Source organism: Oceanobacter kriegii DSM 6294 (genome assembly GCF_000422845.1).
Classification (GTDB): domain Bacteria; phylum Pseudomonadota; class Gammaproteobacteria; order Pseudomonadales; family Oceanobacteraceae; genus Oceanobacter; species Oceanobacter kriegii.
The window spans coordinates 71,338-96,186 of sequence record NZ_AUGV01000017.1 but is presented as its reverse complement, the minus strand read 5'-3'; the positions used below and the strand labels follow the sequence as shown (position 1 = coordinate 96,186).

General features: G+C 54.0%; 24 protein-coding genes. 8 read left to right on the top strand and 16 right to left on the bottom strand.

Annotation, left to right across the window (positions count from 1 at the left end):
• Positions 1 to 5: 5 nt before the first annotated feature.
• From G516_RS0109935 to G516_RS0109925, 3 genes are all read right to left on the bottom strand, one after another.
• Positions 6 to 539 carry a hypothetical protein gene (locus G516_RS0109935; protein ID WP_028293529.1) on the bottom strand — a complete coding sequence of 178 codons (534 nt, stop codon included), beginning with the start codon at positions 537 to 539 and terminating at the stop codon, positions 6 to 8.
• Positions 536 to 1,597 (bottom strand): methyltransferase, encoded by a 1,062-nt coding sequence (locus G516_RS0109930; protein ID WP_028293528.1) that lies wholly within the window; start codon positions 1,595 to 1,597, stop codon positions 536 to 538. Before G516_RS0109930 ends, G516_RS0109935 begins: the two co-directional genes overlap by 4 nt.
• Before the next feature lie 65 nt (positions 1,598 to 1,662).
• Positions 1,663 to 1,986, bottom strand: a complete 324-nt coding sequence (locus tag G516_RS0109925) for a hypothetical protein (RefSeq protein ID WP_156879009.1) — start codon at positions 1,984 to 1,986, stop codon at positions 1,663 to 1,665.
• 109 nt (positions 1,987 to 2,095) lie between these two features.
• Between G516_RS0109925 and G516_RS0109920 the strand changes: the two genes are divergently transcribed.
• Positions 2,096 to 3,034, top strand: coding sequence for an AEC family transporter (locus G516_RS0109920; protein WP_036535694.1), 939 nt, complete (start codon positions 2,096 to 2,098; stop codon positions 3,032 to 3,034).
• A 49-nt stretch (positions 3,035 to 3,083) separates the two neighbouring features.
• Positions 3,084 to 4,010, top strand: a complete 927-nt coding sequence (locus G516_RS0109915; RefSeq protein ID WP_084644981.1) for a DUF4062 domain-containing protein — start codon at positions 3,084 to 3,086, stop codon at positions 4,008 to 4,010.
• Positions 4,011 to 4,129: 119 nt separating this feature from the next.
• Here G516_RS0109915 and G516_RS0109910 read toward each other — a convergent pair whose 3' ends face one another.
• Positions 4,130 to 4,471, bottom strand: a complete 342-nt coding sequence (locus G516_RS0109910) for an ArsR/SmtB family transcription factor (RefSeq protein WP_028293524.1) — start codon at positions 4,469 to 4,471, stop codon at positions 4,130 to 4,132.
• A gap of 254 nt (positions 4,472 to 4,725) precedes the next feature.
• Between G516_RS0109910 and G516_RS0109905 the strand changes: the two genes are divergently transcribed.
• From G516_RS0109905 to sthA, 3 genes are all read left to right on the top strand, one after another.
• The gene (locus G516_RS0109905; RefSeq protein ID WP_028293523.1) at positions 4,726 to 5,742 is read left to right on the top strand and encodes an FAD:protein FMN transferase; all 1,017 of its coding nucleotides are present in this window, start codon (positions 4,726 to 4,728) and stop codon (positions 5,740 to 5,742) included.
• An 18-nt stretch (positions 5,743 to 5,760) separates the two neighbouring features.
• A complete protein-coding gene (nqrM, locus tag G516_RS0109900; protein ID WP_028293522.1) occupies positions 5,761 to 6,000 on the top strand; it encodes a (Na+)-NQR maturation NqrM in 240 nt (79 codons plus the stop codon).
• Positions 6,001 to 6,066: 66 nt separating this feature from the next.
• Positions 6,067 to 7,458 carry a Si-specific NAD(P)(+) transhydrogenase gene (sthA, locus tag G516_RS0109895; protein WP_028293521.1) on the top strand — a complete coding sequence of 464 codons (1,392 nt, stop codon included), beginning with the start codon at positions 6,067 to 6,069 and terminating at the stop codon, positions 7,456 to 7,458.
• Positions 7,459 to 7,585: 127 nt separating this feature from the next.
• On the opposite strand, the gene thiI is transcribed toward sthA, so the two are convergent.
• Positions 7,586 to 9,067: a tRNA uracil 4-sulfurtransferase ThiI gene (thiI, locus tag G516_RS0109890; protein ID WP_036535690.1), complete on the bottom strand. Its 1,482-nt coding sequence runs from the start codon at positions 9,065 to 9,067 to the stop codon at positions 7,586 to 7,588.
• 462 nt (positions 9,068 to 9,529) lie between these two features.
• Between thiI and phbB the strand changes: the two genes are divergently transcribed.
• Complete coding sequence (phbB, locus tag G516_RS0109885; protein ID WP_028293519.1) at positions 9,530 to 10,276, top strand: acetoacetyl-CoA reductase; 747 nt, start codon at positions 9,530 to 9,532, stop codon at positions 10,274 to 10,276.
• 21 nt (positions 10,277 to 10,297) lie between these two features.
• Here the strand turns inward: phbB and G516_RS0109880 are convergent, their stop codons facing one another.
• Both G516_RS0109880 and G516_RS0109875 read right to left on the bottom strand, forming a co-directional pair.
• On the bottom strand, positions 10,298 to 11,482 hold the full coding sequence (locus G516_RS0109880) for a tyrosine-type recombinase/integrase (RefSeq protein WP_245582645.1): 1,185 nt from the start codon (positions 11,480 to 11,482) through the stop codon (positions 10,298 to 10,300).
• A gap of 68 nt (positions 11,483 to 11,550) precedes the next feature.
• Complete coding sequence (locus G516_RS0109875) at positions 11,551 to 12,549, bottom strand: tyrosine-type recombinase/integrase (RefSeq protein WP_028293517.1); 999 nt, start codon at positions 12,547 to 12,549, stop codon at positions 11,551 to 11,553.
• 228 nt (positions 12,550 to 12,777) lie between these two features.
• On the opposite strand from G516_RS0109875, the gene G516_RS23905 reads away from it, so the two are divergent.
• Positions 12,778 to 13,803, top strand: coding sequence for a DNA-binding protein (locus G516_RS23905; protein WP_051219211.1), 1,026 nt, complete (start codon positions 12,778 to 12,780; stop codon positions 13,801 to 13,803).
• Positions 13,804 to 14,340: 537 nt separating this feature from the next.
• Positions 14,341 to 17,106 carry an RNA polymerase-associated protein RapA gene (rapA, locus tag G516_RS0109865; RefSeq protein WP_036535684.1) on the top strand — a complete coding sequence of 922 codons (2,766 nt, stop codon included), beginning with the start codon at positions 14,341 to 14,343 and terminating at the stop codon, positions 17,104 to 17,106.
• 119 nt (positions 17,107 to 17,225) lie between these two features.
• Here rapA and gorA read toward each other — a convergent pair whose 3' ends face one another.
• From gorA to gspF, 9 genes are all read right to left on the bottom strand, one after another.
• Positions 17,226 to 18,587, bottom strand: a complete 1,362-nt coding sequence (gene gorA / locus G516_RS0109860; RefSeq protein WP_028293515.1) for a glutathione-disulfide reductase — start codon at positions 18,585 to 18,587, stop codon at positions 17,226 to 17,228.
• 125 nt (positions 18,588 to 18,712) lie between these two features.
• The gene (gspM, locus tag G516_RS0109855; RefSeq protein ID WP_028293514.1) at positions 18,713 to 19,231 is read right to left on the bottom strand and encodes a type II secretion system protein GspM; all 519 of its coding nucleotides are present in this window, start codon (positions 19,229 to 19,231) and stop codon (positions 18,713 to 18,715) included.
• Positions 19,228 to 20,442: a type II secretion system protein GspL gene (gspL, locus tag G516_RS0109850; protein ID WP_028293513.1), complete on the bottom strand. Its 1,215-nt coding sequence runs from the start codon at positions 20,440 to 20,442 to the stop codon at positions 19,228 to 19,230. The genes gspM and gspL overlap by 4 nt, the downstream gene beginning before the upstream one ends.
• An 11-nt stretch (positions 20,443 to 20,453) precedes the next feature.
• Positions 20,454 to 21,473, bottom strand: coding sequence for a type II secretion system minor pseudopilin GspK (gene gspK, locus G516_RS0109845; RefSeq protein ID WP_028293512.1), 1,020 nt, complete (start codon positions 21,471 to 21,473; stop codon positions 20,454 to 20,456).
• Complete coding sequence (gene gspJ, locus G516_RS23900; protein WP_051219209.1) at positions 21,473 to 22,189, bottom strand: type II secretion system minor pseudopilin GspJ; 717 nt, start codon at positions 22,187 to 22,189, stop codon at positions 21,473 to 21,475. The genes gspK and gspJ overlap by 1 nt, the downstream gene beginning before the upstream one ends.
• Complete coding sequence (gene gspI / locus G516_RS21900; protein ID WP_051219207.1) at positions 22,189 to 22,581, bottom strand: type II secretion system minor pseudopilin GspI; 393 nt, start codon at positions 22,579 to 22,581, stop codon at positions 22,189 to 22,191. The genes gspJ and gspI overlap by 1 nt, the downstream gene beginning before the upstream one ends.
• Positions 22,574 to 23,176, bottom strand: a complete 603-nt coding sequence (gene gspH, locus G516_RS0109830) for a type II secretion system minor pseudopilin GspH (RefSeq protein ID WP_036535679.1) — start codon at positions 23,174 to 23,176, stop codon at positions 22,574 to 22,576. The genes gspI and gspH overlap by 8 nt, the downstream gene beginning before the upstream one ends.
• Positions 23,177 to 23,198: 22 nt before the next feature.
• On the bottom strand, positions 23,199 to 23,627 hold the full coding sequence (gene gspG / locus G516_RS0109825) for a type II secretion system major pseudopilin GspG (protein ID WP_028293510.1): 429 nt from the start codon (positions 23,625 to 23,627) through the stop codon (positions 23,199 to 23,201).
• A gap of 9 nt (positions 23,628 to 23,636) precedes the next feature.
• Positions 23,637 to 24,848 carry a type II secretion system inner membrane protein GspF gene (gene gspF, locus G516_RS0109820; RefSeq protein WP_028293509.1) on the bottom strand — a complete coding sequence of 404 codons (1,212 nt, stop codon included), beginning with the start codon at positions 24,846 to 24,848 and terminating at the stop codon, positions 23,637 to 23,639.
• Position 24,849 lies beyond the last annotated feature (1 nt).

Sequence of the window (24,849 nt, the reverse complement as noted above, 5' to 3'; positions counted from 1 at the left end):
GAGCCTCAGGCTTCCAGACCAAACAAGCTGACATCCAGCTCTTTCAGCCAATCAAAGTAGGCTTTACCAACCGGAATCTGGCGCACAGCGCCAAACTGGTCGGCAAACTCCTGCTGAATATCGCCAAAATAGTCCTTCAAGCCGGCGTAATCGCTGTCGAGCTCAACCATTTCATCCTGGCAACGAACAACGAAGTCGTTCAGCAACTCAACATCGTCACTTTCCGGGTCAAACACCGACTCCACAGAGGCATACAGCGCCGACAGTGTCAGATCAACGATGGCATCACCCAGTGAGTCGTCATCCAGCTCCAGCTCGTTGCGCCATTCACTGAAGTCGTTGAAAAACCGCATCAGGTTATCCCGTGACTTCAGCTCACCGCGCAGAAACGCCGTTTGCTTGTTCATCAGCTTGGTGAACGTTGAGATATCAGCACCATTACTGTCATCGCCTTCAGCAAACAGCGCCACATGAGGCTGATTGATGCGGGCAATCGCCAAATACCAGGCACTGCGGGCGACTGAGTTATCAAGTTTCATCCATTGCTCCGATCAGCCTGGCGCTTGGGGTTAGCCGCCAGCCAGACATTGAATTTGGTATCACCTGCCAATTGCTCAACGCTGCCAAACAACGCGCTCAAGGCCGGCTTGTATTTCAGGTGACGATTGGCCACCACAATCAGCTGGCCGTCGTCAGCCAGCTTGGCCGCGCTTTGCTCGAACATGTTGCGAGCAATGTTATCCAGCTGCTTGTGACCATCGTGGAAAGGCGGGTTACACAACACCAGATCCAGATTGCCCGACACATGCTCAAGGCAATCGCCGTGGTGTACCGTGATATCGACACCGGCAACGATGGCATTGGCGCGAGCCGACTCAACCGACGGCCAGTGGTCGTCTGTCTGAATCATGGTCAGGTTGGCGTTGTTGCGCGCCAGCCAGTTACCCAGCACGCCGTTACCACAGCCCAAATCACACACAGTGCCGGCTTCGGCTTCCAGCAGTTCAGGGAGCTGTTTGAGCGTATCAATCAGGAAACGGGCACCAGGGTCGAGATTGGCGCGACCAAATACGCCGGGCAGAGCAGTCAGCCGGACATCGTCAAGGGTATAGCCTTTATCGAGAGCCGGTTTTGGCAGTCGCGTACTGTTACTGATTTTCAGCAAACGCGCCTTGCGCTGTTGCTTGAGCTGCTGGTAGCCATCGGCATTGGCTTCCAGCCAGTTCAACCACTTCACTGGAATGTGCTTGCTCATGCCGGCCAGCCAGATTGGCGTGCCAACGGGCAATGCTTGCTGGCATAGCCACAGCCAGTAGTGCAGCTGATCAAAGTTTTTCGGAATGCGAACGACCACCGCGTTAAGATCCGCGGACGCTTCCAGCGCAGCCGCGTCTATGACGGTGGTGAATTGCAAACCGTCAATGTCGTTACGCTGGGCGTTTTGCTCGGCGGCATAACGCGCAGACGCGTTCTCGACATAGCTGACACCACCAGGCAAGGCGCAAGCCAATGCCCCGTATCGATCATTGATGATCAGGCAGCGTTGGTCAGCAGGAAGAGTCTCAACCAGATATTCATCAGCTGCATCCCACGGCATGCTGACATGCTCAGGGACGGCTGGATAGCATTCAAGATGCAAGTTCAAAGCAGGGCAATGTGGCATTAGTAGATGTCTTTAAAGTCCTTGCTTTCCAGTTGCTCCAGCAGGGAACGCTCTTTCTCTTCGCGCACTCTTGGCTCTGGTGTATCCTTCGCGCTAACTTCCTTCTGTTCAGATTTGACTGCTTGTTGTTGCAGCTGTTCCTGATTCAGTTGATCTTTGGCTTGCGGATTGTCATCCAGAAACTTCTCGAACACGGACTTGGTGCGATTCTTCACGCGCTTGCCGTTCTGACGGTCTGGCGCCTGCTTCTTCAGCTTGGATTTGTTGCCCGTTTTAACGTTATGAATACGTTTCAGTGAGCGGGTTTTTTTTACTCGGGTCATGATCGACTCATGCATGGGTTTAATTGGCGCAAGACTACCAGAAACTGTGCCTGAATATTAGCCACTCCAGCACGCTCAGTGCTGCCTCTAAATTGGAATTTACTTTCAGATGTATTGGCAATCGCTTGTTTTTACTGCAGAAATCATCCTTCCCGTATTCTTACTGGTTGTACTCGGCGTTTTTCTGAAAAAGAAAAATATGATCGACGACCACTTTTTGAACGTCGGCTCGCGACTGGTTTTCAACCTGACACTGCCAACACTGGTCTTTCTGGCTATTTCCAAAGTGCATTTTGGCAGCGGCACCCACTTTGAACTGATGGGGTTTGTCGCCGCCGCTATCATTGTCAGCTGCTTTATCTGCTATGGCTGGGCACACCTGTCGGGCATCAAGTCTGAAGACGTATCGGCTTTTGTACAGTCGTCGTTCCGATCCAATCTGGGCATCGTCGGTATCTCTACCGTGGTGTATGCCTTTGGTGACGAAGGCACCCAGATTGGCGCGCTGGTGCTTGCCATTGGTGTGCCCATGTACAACCTGATGTCGGTGGTGATTCTGGCCCGCGGTCAGGGGGTAAACTGGGGTGGCCAGCTGACCATGATTGCCAAAAATCCGCTGATCATTGCCATTTTGCTGGCCTTGCCGTTCAGTATTTTTTCCTGGGAGTTGCCCAAAGCCGTCGGCAATGCCGCTCAAAGCCTGGGCCAGATGACACTGCCACTGGCATTGATCGCCGTTGGCGGCACGCTGGACTTCCAGGCCCTTAAACGAGCCAACAGCATGACCATGCAAATCGCCGCATTGAAGCTGGTTGTGCTGCCCATTGCCACGGTTGGCGTGGCGCTATTGGTCGGTATTCGAGGCATTGAATTGGGTGTAGTGGCGCTGATGCTGGCCAGCCCGACCGCCGCTGCCGCCTTTGTGATGGCACGAGCCATGGGAGCCAACCACGTACTGACTGCCAACGCCATTGCGGTGACCACACTGGGGTCTATGCTGACGATGGGCGGAATTTTCTATGTTTTGAGCGTCGCGTCACTGGTATAGTGACGCCCTTGGGCTTTTTTTGACAATTTTGGGATTGGTGTAACTGAGAATGCCAGCAACTCAACGCCACATGGTGTATCTGGCATCCAATATGGATGGTCTGGAACTTGAACGCTACGAAGTCGAACGCGTTCTGGCACGCCAAGGCATGACCAATGTGGGCTTTGCCTGCCCGCGGGAAGGGCTTGCCTACGATTGGGATTTCGCCCGCCAACAAATCGAACTGGCAGACGTGTTTGTGCTGCTGGTTGGTAACGATTACGGCCAGGTGTCGCAAACTGGCATCAGCGCCCTTCATCGCGAATATGTGCACGCTCGCACGTTAGACATTCCGGTGTACGCATTCCTGAAGAATCCACCATCCGGCAACAATCTGGATGCCGATCAGACCCGCCTGCGAGGGTTCTACCAACTGGTTACCCAGCAGGTTGGCTACAAGCTGTGGCACCTTCGCGATGAACTGACCGCTTTGGTGAAAGCCACCGTCAATCCAAACAATCCGGACTTTGGGCCGGGTTGGGTTCGAGCCGAACCCGCAGCCAAGGCGGCACCCGCTAGCGTACCAACGACACCATCAAAGAAGGCCGCTACCTCTTCGCAGCTTTCGCCGCGTGAGCGACTTGAACTGAACCGCAAGACCATCAACCTGTTGGTGCAAGCCAAGGTTTATCAGGGCGGCAATCTCTCAAGAGAAGAGCTGGCACTGCCAGCAAAGCTGGATCAGCTGTATCGAGCACTACAAAGCTCGTTCGCATCAGACACCAGCGAAGATCGCATTCGTGGCAGTCTGGAAGCGATTATTTCTGATACCGTGCGCCGCAAGCTGCTGGAGCGCAACCCGGACGCCCACGCCGTCGACGACATTCGCATTCCAAAAGAGCAGTTTCGCTCAGTACTGGAAACCTGGCAGCAATTGGGACAAGTACATCAAAGCAGCCACTCCGGCCGTGACTACTGGCGCTCCAGCAGTGACTGAGCCATTGAGCTTTTAGTCTGCCGAAACGACAAACATAAAAAAACGGAGCCTTTGCTCCGTTTTTTTATGTCCACTGGCCTGGCAGCCATCGGCAGCTATCAAGACGCGCACAGCGTTCTTCACAGCGTGCCCAGCACATCTCCCAGCACTGCCTGTTTTTCCGTCCATTCCTTGCGCATGCCATCACAAACAATGGTGCAAAGATCAAAAACAAAAGGGGCACCAATACTGAAGTAGGCCATGTTGCCAGACTGGCGACGGTTCACCATGCCATGGGTTTTCAGGGTCGATAAATGCTTGGACACATTCGGCTGCGAGGCACCCGTGGCTTCAACCAGCTGCGTGACGGATTTTTCCCCTTGCTGTAATTCATGAAGAATCCGCAAGCGCATGGGATCGGACAGCAAACGAAAGCGCTGGGCGATCATTTCAAGCATTTCATTCGACAAATTTTCAGACATGGCATTCTCCTGTGATCATCGAATTGTACCGCGACAAACTGCATTCACTTATAGGCATAAAGATATTTCTTGTAACCCTTTCTTCTAAGGATATAACGGCAGTTTGTTCAAAACGCCAACAGCCCTTATCAATTGGTCGAAAAGCACACTGGCAACAAGCCAACTTTTTGGCATTAAGCTTATCAATGCACAAGTCCTTGTCGTGCTTACGGGTGGCAACTTCTGTATACTGGCGCGCCATTCAAGGGGGTCACATGTTCAAATATCTATCGGTCGTTCTGGTAGCACTTTTTATCCTTTCCGGCTGCGACAAAACGCCGGACGTCGTCAAAATCGCAGGCCCGACCATGGGCACGCAATACCACATCAGCTGGGTAGGCGATGACGCCGATTCTGAAAAAATCCAGACCCTGATCGATGCACGACTGGTTGCCATCAACAAGGCCATGTCGACTTACGACCCAACCTCCGAACTGTCCCTGCTGAACCAGCAGCAAGCGCCACTGGCCAACGAAACCATTTCGGACGACCTGGCTGAAGTCCTGCGTGATGCACTGGAGGTGTATCAGAAAAGCGAACACCGTTTCGACGTGACCGTAGGCCCACTGGTCAACGCCTGGGGATTTGGCCCTGGCAAGCACCTGGATGAACGCCTGCCACAGGAAGAAGTAGACCAACTGCTGTCCGAAATCGGCTCCGACGCCATTCACCTGAACGGCGACCAACTGTCGACCGACAAGCCGCTGTACATCGACCTGTCTGCCGTCGCCAAAGGCTGGGGCGTCGACCAACTGGCCAACCTGCTGGAACAGCAGGGCATCCATTCCTATCTGGTGGAAGTAGGCGGCGAACTGCGTACCCGCGGTCAAAAGCCAGACGGTTCCAACTGGCGTGTAGCCATAGAGCGCCCGGCACTGGACGCAATGGACCGGGAAGTACAACTGATTGTTGAACCCGGCGATGCCGGCCTGGCAACCTCAGGTGACTATCGCAACTATTTCGAAGAAAATGGTGTGCGCTATTCGCACACCATCGACCCGGCAACCGGCTATCCGATTACCCATCGACTGGCGTCGGTAACCGTGATCCACAAACAATGCGGCATGGCCGATGCCTGGGCAACGGCCCTGAATGTGGCAGGCCCGGATAACGCCATGCGCCTCGCAAACCAATACCAATTGGCCGCCTATGCTATTGTTCGTACAGACACTGGCTTTACAGCGGTTGCTTCCGATGAATTTAAACGTCGCTTCCCGCATGCCGTGCAATAAGCGAAGAGGAGAGAAATCATGACCATTATGCTGATCGTATTCGCCACCATGCTGCTGATTATTGCCGCCATGGCCGTTGGCGTATTGATGGGTGGCAAACCTATTTCCGGTTCCTGTGGTGGCATGGCCGCCGTAGGCATGGAGTCCGCTTGCGATGTCTGCGGCGGTGACAAGAAGAAATGTGACAAAGAAAGTAAAAAAGCAGCCGAAAAGGCTGATGCATCCCTGTTTTACGATGCAACCAGCGACGAGAAGTAAAACTTCTTTTCGCCTATACAATTAAAAAGAGCCCGAGAACACTCAGACTGGAGATGGAGTAACTATATGGCAGATTACCGCTACGACGTCGTCATTATTGGCGCTGGCCCGGCAGGGGAAGGCGCCGCAATGAACGCAGCCAAGCACGGCAAGAAAGTAGCCATGGTGGAAGACAAAAAACTGGTCGGCGGTAACTGTACCCATTGGGGCACCATTCCATCCAAGGCCCTGCGTCACGCCGTGAAGCAAATCATCCAGTTCAACACCAACAATATGTTCCGTGAGATTGGTGAGCCACGCTGGTTCTCTTTCCCACAGGTGTTGAAAAGCGCCGAGAAAGTCATCGGCAAGCAAGTGAAGATGCGTACCGAGTACTACGGCCGCAACCGTATCACCGTGTATAACGGCAAAGCTCGTTTCGCCGATGGCAACTCGGTCGACGTATACCAGGGCAACATGACCAACACCCGCCTGCACGCCGATGAGATCATCATTGCGACCGGCTCCAGCCCTTGGCGTCCAAGCAACATCGACTTTAACCACCCACGTATTTACGATTCCGACACCATCCTGACCCTGTCTCACACCCCGCGCACCATCATCATTTACGGTGCTGGCGTGATTGGCTGTGAATACGCCTCCATCTTCTCGGGTCTGGGCGTTAAGGTGGATCTGATTCACCCTGGTGATCGCCTGCTGAACTTCCTCGACGACGAGATTTCCGACGCCTTGAGTTACCACCTGCGAGACAAGGGTGCTCTGATTCGTCACAGCGAGCAGTTCGACTCGGTAGAAGCCAACGAGCGTTATGTCACCATGACCATGGCCTCTGGCAAAAAAGTGAAGGCTGATGCCTTCCTGTGGGCAGCTGGTCGCAGCGGCAACACCAAGGATCTGGGACTCGAAAACGTTGGTATCGAAACCAACTCCCGCGGCCAGATCGATGTCGACAAGGAATACCGCACCTGCGTACAGAACATCTATGCCATTGGTGATGTAATTGGCTGGCCAGCACTGGCATCTGCCGCATACGACCAGGGCCGTGCCGCGGCGTCCATCATTGCCAATCCGGAAGACTTCCACTACGTGGATTCCGTACCAACCGGTATTTACACCATCCCGGAAATTTCCTCGGTGGGTAAAACCGAGCGCCAGTTGACGGAAGAAAAAATTCCTTACGAAGTAGGGCAGGCATTCTTCAAAAACATCGCTCGTGCACAAATCACCAACGAAGGCGTGGGCATGCTGAAAGTGCTGTTCCACCGTCAGACACTGGAGATTCTGGGCATTCACTGCTTTGGTGACCAGGCGGCCGAGATTGTTCACATCGGCCAGGCCATCATGAACCAGGAAGGCGAAGGCAACACGATGAAGTACTTCATCAACAACACCTTCAACTACCCAACCATGGCTGAAGCCTACCGGGTTGCTGCCCTGAACGGCCTTAACCGTCTCTGAGCAAAACCCTAAACAAAACAGGCCGCTGATTAGCGGCCTGTTTTGTTTCTACTGCTTGTTGCGTGCGGTTAACACTTAAGCGGAACGCAACAGCAAGCACGACTCACCGCTGCGCTAATTCCAAGTATCAGCCGTTAGGCTCTACAAACACCGCAAACACACCCGGGTACTTCTCATTCAGATGGTGCGCGTGAATTTTGCTCATGGTGCCTTTCTGGCAGTACAGCAGGTAACGCTGCTCGCCACTCACATCCAACTCGCCCAGACGGCTATCCAGTTCGTAAAACGGAATCGTCTTGACCTCGTTATTGGACAATTCCAGCGCCACCTCCTCAACCTCGTTCGGATGGCGAATATCAATAATCACATCCGCCAGTGCAGGGGCATCCAGCTGCGCAACGTCTTCGAGACCGGATTCGGCTTCCGCCAGCACTTCGTCAATGCGCTGAATTTTCGATTCATACAGAGCGTCTTCCAGCACTTGCATATCGAACGCCTGTTCGGCCTGCTCGGTTTTGGCCAGATCACCCTTGGTCAACGGGTTAACAGAAATCACGCCGCAATACTCCGGCATACTGGCTGCAAATGACTCAGTACCAATACGACGTGAGATAGCAATGATGTCCTGCTTGTCCATGGTGGAAAGCGGGCGCAGCACCATGCAGTCGGCAGCGCGATCAATCACCGCCAGATTGGAAATGGTCTGGCTGGCAACCTGGGCAACGGCCTCACCGGTTGCAATGGCTGGCACGCCCATTTTGTCGGCAATACGGGACGCCGCGCGCATCATCATACGCTTGAGCACAACCCCCATGTGGCCGTTATCAACCTTGGTCAGGATCTCGGTAACGACCTTTTCAAACGGCACAGTCACGAACTTCACCCGGTGGCTTTCGCCATAGCAAGACCAGATGTAGTGGGCCACTTGCTTCACACCAATCTCATGGGCACTGCCGCCCAAATTGAAAAAGCAGAAGTGAGTCTTCAGACCACGACGGGTCAACAGGTAGCTGGCCACCGTCGAGTCAAAGCCACCCGAGATCAAGGAAACGATCTCACCCTGGCTGCCCAGAGGGAAGCCACCCAAGCCCTGAATGCGCTGCTTGACCACGTGCACCTTGTCGTTGCGAATTTCAACATGCACAACCACTTCCGGGTTCTTGAGTGAAACCGAAGCCGCTTCAGTTTCTTTCAGCAGACCGCCGCCCATGTAGATTTCAGCCTGATGCGAGGTGAAATCGTGCTGTCCCGCACGCTTGACCCGAACACAGAAACTCTTGCCTTTCAGCACCTCACGATTGGCTTCGCGAACCAACTGATAGGCCTGATCCAATGTCTCGAACGGGTGTTCGTCGATTTCCAGCGAATAGCCGATACCCGGAGTGTGCGACAGGATCTGCACCATGCGGCGATGAATGGATTCACGTTCACTTTCGTCAACGACGTTAACGGCGATCACCAAACTATCCCAGCGATCCTGAACGTCGGCCGATACGCCGTGCTTCTTGGACAGCGTACGCAAATTGGCGCGCAGAATTTTGGTCAATTGCTTGCGAACCGACTTGGATTTGATGGTGATTTCAGGGAATAGCTTGATGACAAACTTCATGATTAAAAACGGGGTCAGATCAAAAAGGTCGCGGATTATAACGCAGCCTGCGACAGGCTTCACCCGAATGGGTGTAAGGTGGTGTTCATTCAGGCCAGTCAATGAAGGACTCGACAATCTGACAATTATTAGCTGGACTGGGTAATGCAGATGTCATATCAAGATATGAAGCTAGGGACTCACTGAAAAATCCGGTGCCCGCTCTGGATGACAGGGCGAAGCTGAATCACGAAGCTGATTTGCAGGCCTGACGAGTCAAGTCAAAAATCAGCGACACAGAGTCAGCAATGCCCTGCCATCCCCGCAGGCCGCCAGAACAGTGTTGGCGAATTTGGAAAGGGCCAGCCATTCCACTGCAGTCGCCGCCTTGTTCTAACGACCTGCAGGGCACGGGTAGAGCCGTGCAGGGTTTTTCAGAGGGTTCTCAAGCCTACTTACCGCAAAAGCAAAAGGAGTGGATGTATGTCTAAACGTGTTGCATTGGTTACCGGAGGAACAGGTGGTATCGGTACTGCAATCTGTAAGAAATTGCACGATGACGGTTATCAGGTAGTGGCTGGCTATTACTCGGGCGGCAAGCACGAGAAAGCCCAGGCATGGCAGGAAGAACTGTCCAAGGAAGGTTACGACATCGCACTGGCGTTCGGTAACATTACCGACTGGGCGTCTTGCGAAGCGTGTATCGACAATATTCGCAAGGACTTCGGTCCAGTGGATATTCTGGTGAACAACGGTGGCATCACCCGCGACACCACTCTGAAGAAAATGACGCCAGATATGTGGCATGACGTCATCGCAACCAACCTGACGTCTGTGTTCTTTATGACCCGCCTGGTGATTAACGACATGCTCGAGAAGAAATGGGGCCGCATCGTTAACATCTCATCCATCAATGGTGAAAAAGGCCAGTTCGGCCAGGCCAACTATTCAGCCGCCAAGGCTGGCATGTACGGCTTCACCAAAGCCGTCGCCCAGGAAGTTGCTTCCAAAGGCATCACAGTCAACACTGTGTCCCCAGGCTACATTGCTACCAGCATGATCATGGATGTTCCGGAAGAAATTCGCGAAACCATCCGCAAGAGCATTCCTGTTGGTCGCTTCGGCGCTCCGGAAGAGATTGCTCGCGTGGTGAGCTTCCTGGCATCTGACGAAAACGGTTTCATTACCGGTGCCAACATTTCTGCCAACGGCGGTCAGTACATGCACTAAGCGTGAAACCATCAAGCCGAGTTAGTAGTCCGGCTTGAGTTTTTTGTTACGCGCACTGGCGTGTCGTTCACGCATTTCTGTATCAATATAACGGTCCGTTGTGGCCAGGCTGGCATGTCCGGCATCCTCCCTGACGTGCTCTTTAGGTCGATGCTTAACATCCTCGGAAATTCCGGTATGGCGCAACCAGTGAACCGTCGCCACTTTCAATTCTTCCGCATCCCGCTCAAGCCCATCCTGACGCATTCTCTCTAACGTTCGATCGAAGCAATACTGCACTAAATACCGAATCTGACGTGTACTGGTTACAGGGCCACGACCTCGCAGCTTGGGCACCAATGGCGTTTGCTCGCCCGCATGAGGGAGTTCAGATAAGCCCAGAAAACTGCGATATCGCTTCAGCGCCGCCAGCATGTCATCCGACACTGTAACCATTCGGGCCTTGTTGCCTTTACCTACAACGCGCAGCCACCAGTTACCATCCATATCCTTCTGGAAATCACCCATGACCGGCGTCGAACGCTCGTCAGCCACAAGTTCCGAAATACGCAGATACATGGCAAACAGGCAGCGCATGATAAACAGCGATCGCTCATGCTCGACCGGGTTGTCTTTTGCCATCAACTCAATGGTTTCCAGCACGTAATCCCACTGCAAATTGGAGATGCGCCGCACCGGCTCCGAGTAGGCATGACGCTGTAAGAACTTGCTTTTCTGCCGAATCAGCGCGATTGGATTGCCTTCCAGATAGTCTTCCTGAATCAGAAAATTGAAATACGACGACAGCACAGCAAACAAGGATTGCAGGCTTTTTTGCGACAGCGCAAATGCATCCGGACGCTGTTCGGTCAGCGACGCCTTGTCTGGCTGAATCACAAACGGCCGCCACTTTTCGTTGGGTACGCGCTCGCCTTGCTGGCTTTTGAAACGGGCCAACTGCGCCGTACCAATCCAGGCCGCCGGCGGTGACTGACAAAAACGAATGTAGTCTTCCAGATCGGCGCGTTTTAAATCATGCAAGCAGGCTTCCCGAACCAGAAAGCTCCATTGCAACAGACGTTCGGCCTCGCGCCGATAGCTGTTAAACGTCGCGGTGGAGCCGTTAAAACTGACCAGAAACCCCAGCGTGTGAACCAGATCCTCAAAGGCACCTGGCACGTTACGCAGCTGCGGCTGGCGATCCAGAATGGTACGAGCATCCGTCAACGGGCTCGCCAGATGATTCAGATTGTCAAAAAATGGAGTAGGGGGTGTGTTTAAAACACGCTGCAAGCTCATGCCTGATGTTCCTGATTCAGGTCGAACAAGATCGATACCACGTTATCCTTGAAGCGACTGCCTTCTTCTATATAGCCACGCACAGTCGTGTCGTTTTTCCAGCCGCCTTGTTTGCGAATCGCCTCAAACGATGCGCCGGATCTGGCCGCCTCGGTTGCCAGGCCACGACGCAAACTATGACCACTAAACTGCAATGCGTCATCAACACCGGCTTTTGTGCAGGCACGCTTCAGAATTTGATTCACAGCCGATGGAGTCAGACGATTTTCAGACAGCTGCTGCCATTGATTCACCGGGCGAAAAACCGCGCCACTTTCAATCCCAGCCACCGATAGCCAATCCCTCACAGCCGTTACCGCGCACAGCTCGCCAGCGGTCGCCGGAATGGCTTTTACCAGTCCTTGGCCGGTCTGGTCGGTTTTGGAGTGCCGAATGCGAATTTCCAAACCATCGGTAACAAAACTCAAGTCGGACACATCAATGGCAACCAGCTCACTGCGCCGAAAGGCCCCAAGAAAGCCCAGCAACAGCAATGCCTTATCCCTAACGGATGATAGCTTTCCAGGCTGCCCGCCATTGGCAGTCATTGAGTGGCAGATTTTACCCAGCTGCTGTAACCGCAATGGCGGCGCTTTCTGTTGCGGCTGACCGTTACTGCGCTTGATGCCTTTCAGAACCTGACGAACAGGGGCTGACACCACCGGGTCAACCACACCCTGAAAGGCGTGCCAGGCGGAGAGGGCGCTCAAATGCAATTGCAGGGTCGCCACTCGGTAGCGCTCCGATGTCAGCAACAAATACCGCACAATATCGTCCGCCGTTGCAGGCAGCGGTCCGCCAGAACGCTGGTATTGCCGAATGGCCGAGCGATAACTGCGCCGTGTATTTTCAGACGTCGCCGACGCCAGAAACGCATCAAGCTTTGCTTTTTCGTCCTCGCTGTAGCCAGATCGCACAAGCTCAGCAGGGCGCGCCTCACTCAAATAACGACTCATCGAATTTTCACCACTCAGATTCAATCCTTCAATTCCGTCCCTTAGCCCAGCTTCAATCCCGGTTTCGACACGAATAGTGTACCGGGATCATTCTCTTAAAGGGTTAAATGCCATTATAACCTTCGATAACAATAATTATCGAAGGTTATTTTTATCCTTGATTGCCAATATCAGAAAGCACAATTACACTTACATTACATATTACGTAATACGTTACAGGAAGATCCCATGGCGCGCCCGGGAATACGCTTTGAGCAAGTGGCAAAAGCCGCAGAAATCATCACCAACAATGGGCTGGAGCCCACGGTAGACCGGGTGCGCGAGCAGCTTGGCACCGGCAGTAAAAGCACCATAGGCCCCATGCTGAAACAGTGGCGAAGCCAGCAAACTGAAGAAAACACCACCAATAGCAGCCTCAATCAGGATGTACTGAGCGCCGTTGAAGCGCTGAATGCCTACCTGACACAGCAAGCAGAACAATCCACCGAAGATGCCAAGCGGGCATTTGAAGAGGAAAAACAGGCCTTAACAGAGCAACTGAACGCCGCACAGAGCGAACGCGACAAGCTAAATGGCGAGCTGGAGGCCGCAACACACCGAATTGAAGTGTCAGATCAACGCATTGAGACACTGGAACAGCAACACAACCAGCTGACACTGGAAAACACGCGGCTTGAGGTGAAACTCAGTGAGGTATCCGGACAGCTGTATGAAAGCCGCCAGGCGCAGCAGGAGCTCAAACAGGAAAACAAAACCGTCCGCGAGCAGTTTGAGCATTATCAGGACAGTATGGCCAAGGACCGACAAGATGAGCGCAGCCGCTTTGAACAGCAAATAGCCAGCCTGAACCAACAACTGCAACAGCAGCAATCAGTGCACAAATACGAGTTGCAAGAGCTACAGAGCCAGCAGACAGCAGCCAAAGAAGTCGCCCTGAATCAGCAACGCAATGAGCTGAATGATCAGCATGAAAAACACCTGCAGGAACAGCGAGCGGCGTTTGAGCGTGAGCTGGCGCAACAGCAAAAACAATTAAATGAACGCGAGAACGCCTTGAGCGATATCCAGGGTGACAAGCAACGCCAGGCCACTGAACTGCAAAACGCAAACGCCTTGCGGCAGCAACTTCAAACCACACTGGAACAACTGCAAAGCCAGCAGCAGCTTCGCGAACAAGAACACCAGCAAGCACTTGCAGCAGCTCGATCCGAAGCAACGCGCTACGCAAACCTGCTGGAAAAGCTAAGTCGATGATTCGGCTTGGCGGCCAAGAGCTATTGCAGAGAATCTGATAGCTGGCAAACGCCAGAGAACCCCAGGGCGCGCATAACAGAATGCAGGACCCTGAATCATCGAATGGACTTCAAAGGCGTACAGACAGCGGAAAGCCGCAAATCCAGAGTAAGCCCAAACAATTGATAGTTGAGCAATGTGTATGGCATGGACATGAAAACAATTCCAAAGCCGCCATCAAACGGGAGATTTCAGCCCTCACGTCCTGAAATCCATTTATTCCGATAATATCAATTATCGGAAATAAAAGAGTTGTAAGAAGCCCCTCTGGCCAACAGCCAGACCAGAAATCTGAATCATTATGCCTGCTGCTTGCCATCCACCGGATTCGTGCGCGCCATGGTTTCATTGATGAACCAATGACACTTTTTCAAAATCTTTATCCTGTCATGTCATTGGTCAACCAAGCCGCTTACGGTAGACTTCGCCGCCTTACAGGTTGGCCAGTGTTTTGTGCCACCGACTTCCTTCAGATTTATCATCAGGACCCTTCTATTTATGTATTCAGTTGGTCAGCGTTGGATTAGCGAAGCCGAAACAGATCTTGGGCTTGGGCTTGTTCAAAGCGTCGACTTTCGTTCGGTCACTCTGTATTTCCCGACCATCGACGACGTGCGTACCTATTCCGTGCAAAATGCTCCGCTTACCCGGGTCATTTTTAAAAACGGCGACAAGGTACCTCTGCAAGACGGCAACGTTGTAACCATTGAATCCGTCGAAGTCATTGATGACATCGCCTTTTACTTCACCGCTGGCCGCTCGATTTCCGAAATCCAGCTCAGCGGTGCCATTCAGCTGAACCAGCCGGTTGATCGTTTGTTCTCAGGACAAATCGACAACAACAACCTGTACGAACTGCGTCAGCTGAGCCTGAAGCAAATCACCAACCTGCGTCAGCGACCGTTCTATGGTTTGCTGGGTGCCCGCACCAGCCTGCTGCCTCACCAGCAATACATTGCCCAACAAGTCACCCAGGACTCCATGCCACGGGTTTTGCTGGCGGATGAAGTGGGTTTGGGTAAAACCATTGAAGCCGGCTTGATCCTGCACCGCCTGCTGCTGCAACAGCGAATTCAGCGCGTGATGGTTTTGGTGCCTGACCACCTGGTACACCAGTGGCTGGTTGAAATGATTCGCCGCTTCAACCTGCGTTTCAGCATCCTGCAGCAAGACGACGTTGACGACGCCAAGGATATCTGTTCTCCGCTGTTTAACAGTTCCCAGCTGTACTTGTGCCCGATGTCTCTGGCAACCGACCCTTACGTTTCTGCATCCATGGCGCAATCCGATTGGGATATGGTCGTGGTTGATGAAGCACACCACTTGCAGTGGAGCCAGGATGGTGCCGACGCCGGTTATCAGCTGGTCGAAAACATGGCGGCCAAAACACCGGGCGTACTGCTGCTGACGGCAACCCCTGAACAGCTGGGTGTTGAAGGTCACTATGCTCGCCTGCGCCTGCTGGACCCGGAGCGCTACCCAAGCCTTGAGCAGTTCCTGCAAGAACAGTCTTCTTACCAGTCTGTTGCCGACCTGGCTGCACAGCTGGCCGATGGCTCTGAACTGAGTGCCGATGCCCTGGCTCAGCTGGCATCCATCGCACCGGAGTTTGCAACCGGCATCAACGACGACAACCGCCAGAAAGCCCTGGATGCCCTGATTGACCGTCGTGGCCCGGGCCGTGCCATGTACCGCAACACCCGCCATGGTGTCACCGGCTTCCCTGCCCGTGTTCCGAACCTGACGGCTGTTGCGCAACCAGAGCAACAGGCTCATGCGCTGAATCTGGAAGAAGCCCTGTACCCGGAGCGCCAGCAGTCTGACTGGTGTGAAAATGACCAGCGCGTCAATGCCCTGCTGGACATCATCAAGGGCACCGGCAAATCCAAGATCGTTCTGATTTGCCACCATGCTTCTACCGTACTGGAGCTGGAATCCTACCTGTGGGAGAAACACGGCATTCAGGTGGCGGTGTTCCACGAGCAAATGCACCTGGTTGAACGTGACCGTGCCGCCGCCTACTTCGCCGATCCGGAACAAGGCGCCCGATTGCTGCTGTGTTCTGAAATTGGCAGTGAAGGCCGTAACTTCCAGTTTGCCCACCATCTGGTGTTGTTCGATTTGCCGTTCAACTGTGACCTGATCGAACAGCGCATTGGCCGTCTGGACCGTATTGGTCAGGCCAATGAAATCCAGATTCACAGTCTGGCGTTTGAAAACCACGCTTCTTCCCGCTGGCAGTCCATTGCCCATCAGGGCCTGAACGTGTTCGCCGAGCCGAACCCAACGGCTCAAACCCTGCTGGAAGCCAACCGTGACGAAATCGAACAGGCTATTTTGGGCGATCACGACCTCGATGATCTGATTGCACGACTGGCCAAAGAAGGCGGCGAACTGAAAGCCAAGCTCGAACAAGGCCGCGACCGTTTGCTGGAATTGCATTCCTGTCACCCAAGCCGCGCACGCGCCCTGGCCTCCGACATGACCATCACGCACATTGAAGACGAAGCCGAACTGAACGACTTCGTCGATCTGTTCGCCGATGCTGTGGGCGTTGAATTTGCCGATTTGGGCAATGACTGTGTGACCATTGCACCGGGTGACCACATGCTGGTTCCGGAGCTGCCACACCTGCCGGAAGATGGCTTTATGGCCACCACCCGTCGTGAAGTCGCACTGGCACGTGACGATGTTCAGTTCCTGAGCTGGGAGCACCCGTTCATCGATCAGGCTCTGGAGCTGGTAACGACAGGCCCGATTGGTAACACCGCCATTGGTTACATTGAAAACCACGACTACCAGACCGGCGACTGCTTTATCCAGTTGCAGTTTGTTGCTCGCTGCCCGGCGCCCAAGCACTTGCAGATCGAACGTTACCTGCCGGTAGACGCCATGCACCTGACGTTTACGCCCAAAGGCGAACTGAAAGTGAACGAGCCAGACCTGATTGGTTTTGTTATGCCACTGAAGAAGTCGACCGGTCGCGGTCTGGCCGAACAGCGCATGGCAGAGATCAAACCGATTTTGCACAAGCTGGAGAAGCTGGGCGAAGGCCAGCTCGACAAGATGGTATCGCGCGCGGTCAGCAAGGCTGAAGAAGCGTTTGAATCCCGCATTCAGCGTATTCGCTCATTGGCCGAGCAGAATCCGAACATTCCGGATGCTCTGGTCGCCAATATTGAAGCCGAACGCGCCGACGTACTGGAAGCCATTGGCAAAGCCCAGCTGGCCATGGACAGCGTGCGTCTGGTGTTCTGCGGTTAATAATCCTGGCAACTCGTCTGGCAACGACTCCAGTCGTTGCCACTGATTGATTAACTACCCATACAAAAATGCCCGCACATTGCGGGCATTTTTGTATCTGAAATACTGACCGAAATTAATCAGATTTCACGCGATGGCGTGCGCATGGTCACGAACTCTTCCGCCGCCGTTGGGTGAATACCAATGGTGCTGTCGAACATCGCTTTGGACGCCCCAGCTTTGATCGCCACACCCAATCCCTGCATGATCTCACCAGAATCCGGGCCGACCATATGGGCACCTAACACTCGGTCGGTAGACTTCTGAACCAGCAGTTTCATGTACGAACGCTCCGGCAAACCACTGATGGTGTGCTTCATCGGTCGGAAGCTGGACTCAAACACCAACACATCGCCAGCAAACTGCTCGCCCGCCTCTTCTTCCGTCAGGCCGACGGTGGCAATGTTGGGCTGGCAGAAAACCGCCGTTGGAATATTGCTGTAATCCATCGCACTGGTATCGCCATCGAATTGCTGGGCAACAAACTTCATACCCTGCGCCAATGCAACGGGTGTCAGGGCCGGAGTTCCGATCACGTCGCCCAAGGCATAGATGCTGTCGACGGAGGTACGGAAGAAATCATCGGCAACAATAGTGCCGTCTTTGCGCGTTTCAACACCAACCGCTTCCAGGTTCAGTCCATCGGTCATTGGTCGGCGGCCCGTGGCGTACATCACGCAATCAACCACCAGGTGCTCGCCATTGTTCAACACACATTCAAGCTCGCCGGATGCCAGCTTCTCGATGCGTTCAATGTCGGTGTTGGTATGAATGTTTACACCCTTGGCGGCAATTTGCTCGGCGGCGAAGTCACGCACACCGTTATCAAACCCGCGCAGGATTTGCTCTCCGCGATACAACAGGTGCGCATCCGCGCCCAGGCCGTTGAAAATGCCTGCAAACTCAACGGCAATGTAACCGCCGCCAACCACCACGACGCGCTGCGGAAAAGTATCGAGGTAAAAGGCTTCATTGGAAGTGATGGCATGCTCTATACCCGGCACGTCCGGCTTGAACGGCCAGCCACCGGTAGCAATCATGATGCGCTCAGCACTGTAGTGTTTGCCGTCCACAGCGACGGTATGAGGATCAACAATGGACGCTGTGCCGTTGATGATTTCCACGCCCGCATTGCCCAGCATATTGCCGTAAATGCCGTTCAGACGTTCGATTTCACCGGTTTTGTTATCGCGCAACGTCGGCCAGTCGAAGCCATTGACGCTGGCATCAATACCGAAGCCTTTCGCTTCTTTGGCTTTTTCGCTGTATTCGGATGCATAAACAAACAGCTTTTTGGGAACACAGCCGACATTGACGCAGGTGCCGCCCAAATAGCGGTTTTCAACCACGGCGACTTTTGCCCCTTTTGCCGCCGACATTCGTGACGCACGTACGCCGCCTGAGCCAGCACCAATGATCAACAAGTCAAAATCGAACGCCATATGTTTCTCCATCGCAAGGGCGAGCCCTTAATTTCGTTGGGGCCATGCTAACGCCTTGGCAAAAAAAAGCGAGCATCCCATAGCTGTTCACTATCGGGGGCTCGCTCAGATTTCATTACGTAGAATCAGTTTGGCGTCAGCGTGGCGCGGACATCAACCCTGCCCGGCAACTCTGCTGCATCCAGTGTGATCTGGCTGACCCGTATACCGTCCCGCGCCTGCAAGGATTCGGTCCAGGAAATAAACCGGTCGAATTCAATGCCATCCATCCAGATGCGCACATCACTGCCATCCTGCTCATAACGATCGAGCTTGATGCCGTCGTTCCGGGCCGCCTGACTGACTTTGGGAAGGATTGGGCCCGATGACGCGCCAGCTGCCTGGGAAGCACCACCAAACTTGCCTGCGTTTTCAGCAATCAGATTGTAGGTAGACAGCTGATCGGCCAAATCAGTACGGGCAGCGCGGTTGTCCTTGATCAAAGGTGCAAACACCATCAGATACACCAGACTCAACACGACCAGCCATCCCAGCACCTTGACGATGGTTTGATCCCGGCCCGGCAAGGCGTTGTACCACTGCGATGCAGCGCGCACCTGGGCGTTGCTGGAAAACTGCAGTTTAAGTTCGTCTAACTGACTCATGCCGACTCTCCGATTTTGATGCGGCCTTTCACAACGTCTTTCTCATTGCTGGCCGACGCCACTTCGGCTTCCAGCCCCTGATCAGCAATCGCTTGTCGCAAGGTTTGCACATCGGCCAAATTAGCCGCCAGCACTTCCATGATGATTTCACCCTGACGATCGTTATAGCGGATGGAATCCATTTTCAGATTTTTGATGTTAGCCGCCGCCACGCCTGCAGCCGCACGATTGATGATGGACGTAAAGCCACCACTGCTGTCGTTACCCGCACCGCTCAATTTGCTGCGGAATTGGCTTTTGATCATTCGCACGCGCTCACCGGGGAACAGCTGCTTGTACAAGTCGGTGGCGGCTGCACGCGCTTCCAGCGCCTGACTGCTGGTTCGATGGGTATCTACCGCCAAGCCGGTGGCACCCAGTACCGCCGCAACAACGGCCATGGCCGCCAAGGAGCGCCACCAGGCTTTGGGTTTGTCGGCACTTTGGCTGACCTGGAACTGACCTGACAGGAAATTAGCCGGTTTGCTGACCTGGCCCGGCAGCAGCAATAATGGCTGCTCGGCACCGGTGACTTCAATGCTTTCAAACGCATCAGCAAAACCGGTTTCAAGGGTGGTCTTCAGCAAATTCGACTGATCACGCGAAGGCGACTGAATGCACAAGGTACCAAGCCCCTGCTTGTCGGCCAGCGCCGACTCAAGTACCGCAGACACGGCGAACGGCATCACCCAACCTTCAAACGCTCCAGGTACCGACAACAGCCAGCCTTCCCGTTGCCATACCGCAGAAGCACCGGCAGGTAACAGCTGGGTTTCCGGAATCATCTCACGCGGAATCAGGTGCAGATGTTCGCACTGCTCCAGCAAACGCTCGACCAGGTCGATCGATACCGCGTAAGCGCGCACCCGGCCATCCACTTTACCGGCGGCAATGATCTGGTAATGGGATACGTCTTCAATCAGGTTTTCTTCCAGCGCAAACGGCAACGCCTTGGCCAAATGGCGAGAAGAAATGCCCGGCAGTTCCGCCCAGTGTGTGCTGTAGTTTTCCGCCGCGATCACCATTCGGACGGCGGTCAGTTCTGGCTGCGACTCTGCCCACTGCTCCAGGGAGACTGTTTGGTCAGAAGCAGGCGAAGCGGCGTTGTCGGTATATTCCGATACTTGCCACTGACCCGCCAGCTGGCTCCAGCTGACTCGAATCGTTTTCATGATCAATCCTGTTATGTACCCGCCACGTCGGGCGTTACACGTGCTTTTCGTCTGGAAAAGTCCCGATACAGGGTCGTAAAGGCCGCTGTACTGGCATCCCGTTTTAATAAAAATTCAGAGGTCGCAATCCATTCTGCTGCTTCCCCTACGCCTACTTGCGCAAACACTTCAAAGTATTGGGTTTTGACGCTGAAATCCTCGGCCGCCCAGCTGTTACTGGCAGTCGTGGAGTCACTGTCACTGGAAGACTGACGCGTACTGCTGTCTTCGTCCTTGGCGGTCGAGGCGGTCTTGACCTCTTCCAGCTCCATAAAGTCAGCCACCGCGGCAAAACCGCTGTCGCCACGTGCCGTGATGACCGCTGCAGCCGCGGTCGCATCAAAGTCGGTATCCAGTGCCGTTAACACCGCCCACGACGCGGTATTGATATTCAACTGGGTATCGACTGGCAGACAGGCGATGTAGGGTTCCAACTGCTTGTAAACCTCCGCCGTCACATCGGTTACCAGCATGATATCGCTGGTGTGCTTACAGAGGTTATAGGCCGCTCGATACGGCACTTCCAGTCCCAGGTAATCGTTGTCGACCTGGCTTTCTTCATTCATCCAGTTCGCGACTTGCTGGGCAATCTCTACATTGAGCCCGAGGTCGTTCAGCAGGTTGTAAAAGCGCTGCTGCCACACCGCCTGATTGGTGGACGACGGCGACAGCCAATTCAGATTAAACCGCCCCTGCGCGTCTGCAATATGAACAAACACCATGCCGTTATCCATTGGGAAGGTACGGTCGATGTTCCACTCTTCCAGGCTATGGTCAATGTCCGGGTCTGCATCCCAGTCCATTCGCAAGCCGCTGCGCACCACAGATTCGACACCATCGACCATGGTTCGAGCCTGCAAGGTCGAAAACTGACTGTAAGCACGCTGGGCATCAGCGGATTGCCGCTGAATCAACACGGTTGCCAGCACACTGACGATGGCGAAAATCAGCAACACCAGAATCAAGGCCACGCCTTGCTGTGAACGCCTCATCACAAGTCTCCGTCGTGGGCAATCGGCCAAAGCCGTTCGATTTCGCCCATGCCAGGGATCTCAAACTCAACCTTGACGGCAACGGGCAGCACTTTGGCCCCTTCCGTTTGCACAATCGGCCATTCGCTGTACCAGTTGGTGCTGGCTACATTGCCTTCATCATCGCGTTCTTCGGCCAGCACGCTGACGTAAAAAGAAGCGACCTGATTCAACACCACCGCCGATCGCACTTCGCTGTTGTAGTCACGGTCAAGCACATCCCAGCTGTAGCGCACCAGACAAGGAAATTCCCACTCAGGGTCTTCTTCGGTGGCCGTTTCGGCAAGGCTGCGTCGTGCGTATTCGCAGGCGTCATCATCAATATCAACGGTGGCATAGGCCACACGTTGCAATTCCGAGCGGGTATCTTCAACACCGGGGCGATTGCGCCATCCCGCACGGGTAAATTCAAAATAGTAGTCGCCACCATCATCCAGCCGTAAAGCATCAATGCTGTCGCCATAGGCGTCGCGTATTGGCCGGTTGATAAACTGGCGAATGTCCCGCGCCAGACGGTTATTCATTCGTTGCAATGCCGCCAGCTGGGATGATTTGGCCTCGGTGGCTTCCTTGACGTTGATCAGACCACTGAGCACTTGCGCCGCACCAACACCCAACAGAGCGGTGATCGACACGGCCACCAGAACTTCCAGCAGCGTAAAACCACGACAGCGCATCAATCGTATGCTCCCATCACGGTTGCCAGTGAGATGTACTGATACTCTTTGTTCTCGGCATCAAATACATTCACGGTTACCCTCACCACCTGCGGGAAATCGGTCGACTCGACCTGGGTTTCCAGCAGCCAGTCACGTCCGGCCATGGTGGTTTCGCTCTTGCGGTTGCCAACCGCAGGCAGCTCATGGGTCAGACGAATTTCATTCAAACGATTTTCCGCCACCCAATTAGCGAGGGTTTTGTTTTCCAGCGTCAGCGCGGTATCTGCCGCCTGACTGGTCGTACCGCTGATCACCACCGCCATGGAGGCAAAAATGGTCACTGCGATCATCACTTCCAGCAAGGTAAAACCGTAAGAATAGCGTCTGCGGGGTACTGTCAGATTAACCACCGAAGGTCTCCAGTGATTTCCAGACCGGATTAAAACCGTCACCGTGAACATGTACGACGAAACGCTCGTCGGCGTCTGTCGCCACTTGCAATTCAAATGCGGTGTATTCTTCCGATGATAAAAACAGCAAGGCGGGCATTGGGCCGCTGTCGTTGTTCAGCAGCTCGTGAAAATCGACTTCTTCACCATCGACCATCAACTGAAAATACACCCCTTCTGGTATCTTTGGAGTACCAACGTATTGGCTGCTCCAGGCCTGCCAGGGATTTTCGGCCAACGCGCCCAGCTCTTCACTACTCAGCGTACCGCTTTGAGCCAACTGCTCAACATCGGCCCATTGCAACAGCAGCAGTTCCCTGCGGTCCATGGCAAGGCCAATGTCGGTGTTCTGACTCACCGCGGTGTCGCGGTACATGTTCATCTGCACAACCAGTGCCGTCGCAAAGGCTTCGGTTTCTTTCTGAATGCGCTGATCACTGCCATTGAGAGTAACCATGCCCAACAAACCGCCAATAATAGCCAGTACCACCAATACCTCGAGCAAGGTGAAACCAGACTGGCGCTTGTTAGCCGCTTGTTGATGCATAGATTTCATACAATGGGTAATCGGTCAGGGATTATTCCGGGTATACGATATCGGCGTTGGTTTCCGCACCGCCTTCAGTGGCATCGGCACCCAGGGATACGATTTCGTATTGGCCTTTTTCATTGAAGTACAGGAACTCGGAACCCCAGGCATCTGTAGGTACAGAGTTACCTTTCAGGTAGCCGCCGGCGCGGTAGTTTTTCGGCTCAGGGGATGACGTTGGTTTTTTTACCAGTGCTTCCAGACCCTGCTCGGTGGTTGGATAGCGGTAGTTATCCAGTTTGTACATATCCAGGGCACTTTCGATCAGTTTCATCTGCGCCTTGGTCGTTTTAACGTTGGCCTGATCAGCAGACCCCAGCACGTTGGTGGCAACCATTGCCAAAATACCGCCGATAATCGCCAGAACAACCATCACTTCCAGCAGAGTAAAACCCTGAACACGCTTGCGGGATTGCATGTGTTTCTCCTATTGAACCATTTTTTGCAAATCAAGAATGGGCATCATGATGGCGGCAACGATCAGGGCAACAATGCCCCCCATTACCAACAACATCACGGGCTCGAAAATTTTAACCAGCGCTGAGACCGTATTTTCCAGCGTAGTTTCCTGCTGGTGGGCAGTACGGGCGAGCATCGAATCCAGCTCGCCGCTGTTTTCGCCGCTGGCGATCATATGCAGCATGATCGGTGAAAAATAGTTGCTGTTGCTGAGCGCCTTGTGAAGGGCTCCGCCTTCGCTGACTTCTACCGTAGCGTCGACCAACGAACGCTGAATGGGAATATTAGTGACCACCTGACTGGCAATTTTCATCGCTTCCACCAAAGGCACGCCTGAGCTGGTCAGAATCGCCAATGTGCTGCCAAACCGAGCGGTATTGGCATCGCGGGCAAAGCCACCAATGCCGGGCATTCGTAGCATCACCCGATGCCAGCCAGCCCGAAACGAGTCGTTTTTCAGCGCCTGACCAAAGCCGATCACAAACACCGCGACAGCGCCGGCAATGTAAACACCGTAATCGCTGATGATGTGGCTCAGATCGAGCATAAACTGGGTTAACCCTGGCAGCTCCTGACCATTTTTCACGAACACATCAACGATGTCCGGCACCACAAATGTCAGCAGGCCTACCACAATGCCGATGGCCACAATACTGAGGATGATCGGGTACATGGCGGCCAGTTTGATTTTGGAATCGGAGGCCTGGCGGGACTCGGTGTAATCCGCCAATCGGTTCAGTACGCCGTCCAGATGACCTGCGTGTTCGCCGGCACTGACGGTGCTGCGGTAAAGATGTGGAAAAGCTCTGGGGTATTCTTCCAACGCCTTGGCAAGGGTAAAACCTTCCAGCACTTTGGAGCGAATCGACAGAATCATGCTTTTGGTTTTGGCGCGAGAGGTCTGCTCAGCCAAGGCTGACAGCGCTTCGTCAATGGGCAAACCAGCGCCAATCAGGGTCGCCAGCTGGCGGGTGATCAATGCCAGCTCGGGGACTGACAGGCGCGGTCCCTTACCCGACAGTCCGCCGCTCTTCTGGCGAATAACGGTGGATTCCACTTCCAGCGGCATCCAGCCCTTGTCGCGCAGCTTCTGGCGCACCTGACGGGCGCTATCGGCTTCCAATACACCCTTTTGCTGTTTGCCCTTGGCATCCAGCGCCTGATAGGTAAATGCTGGCATG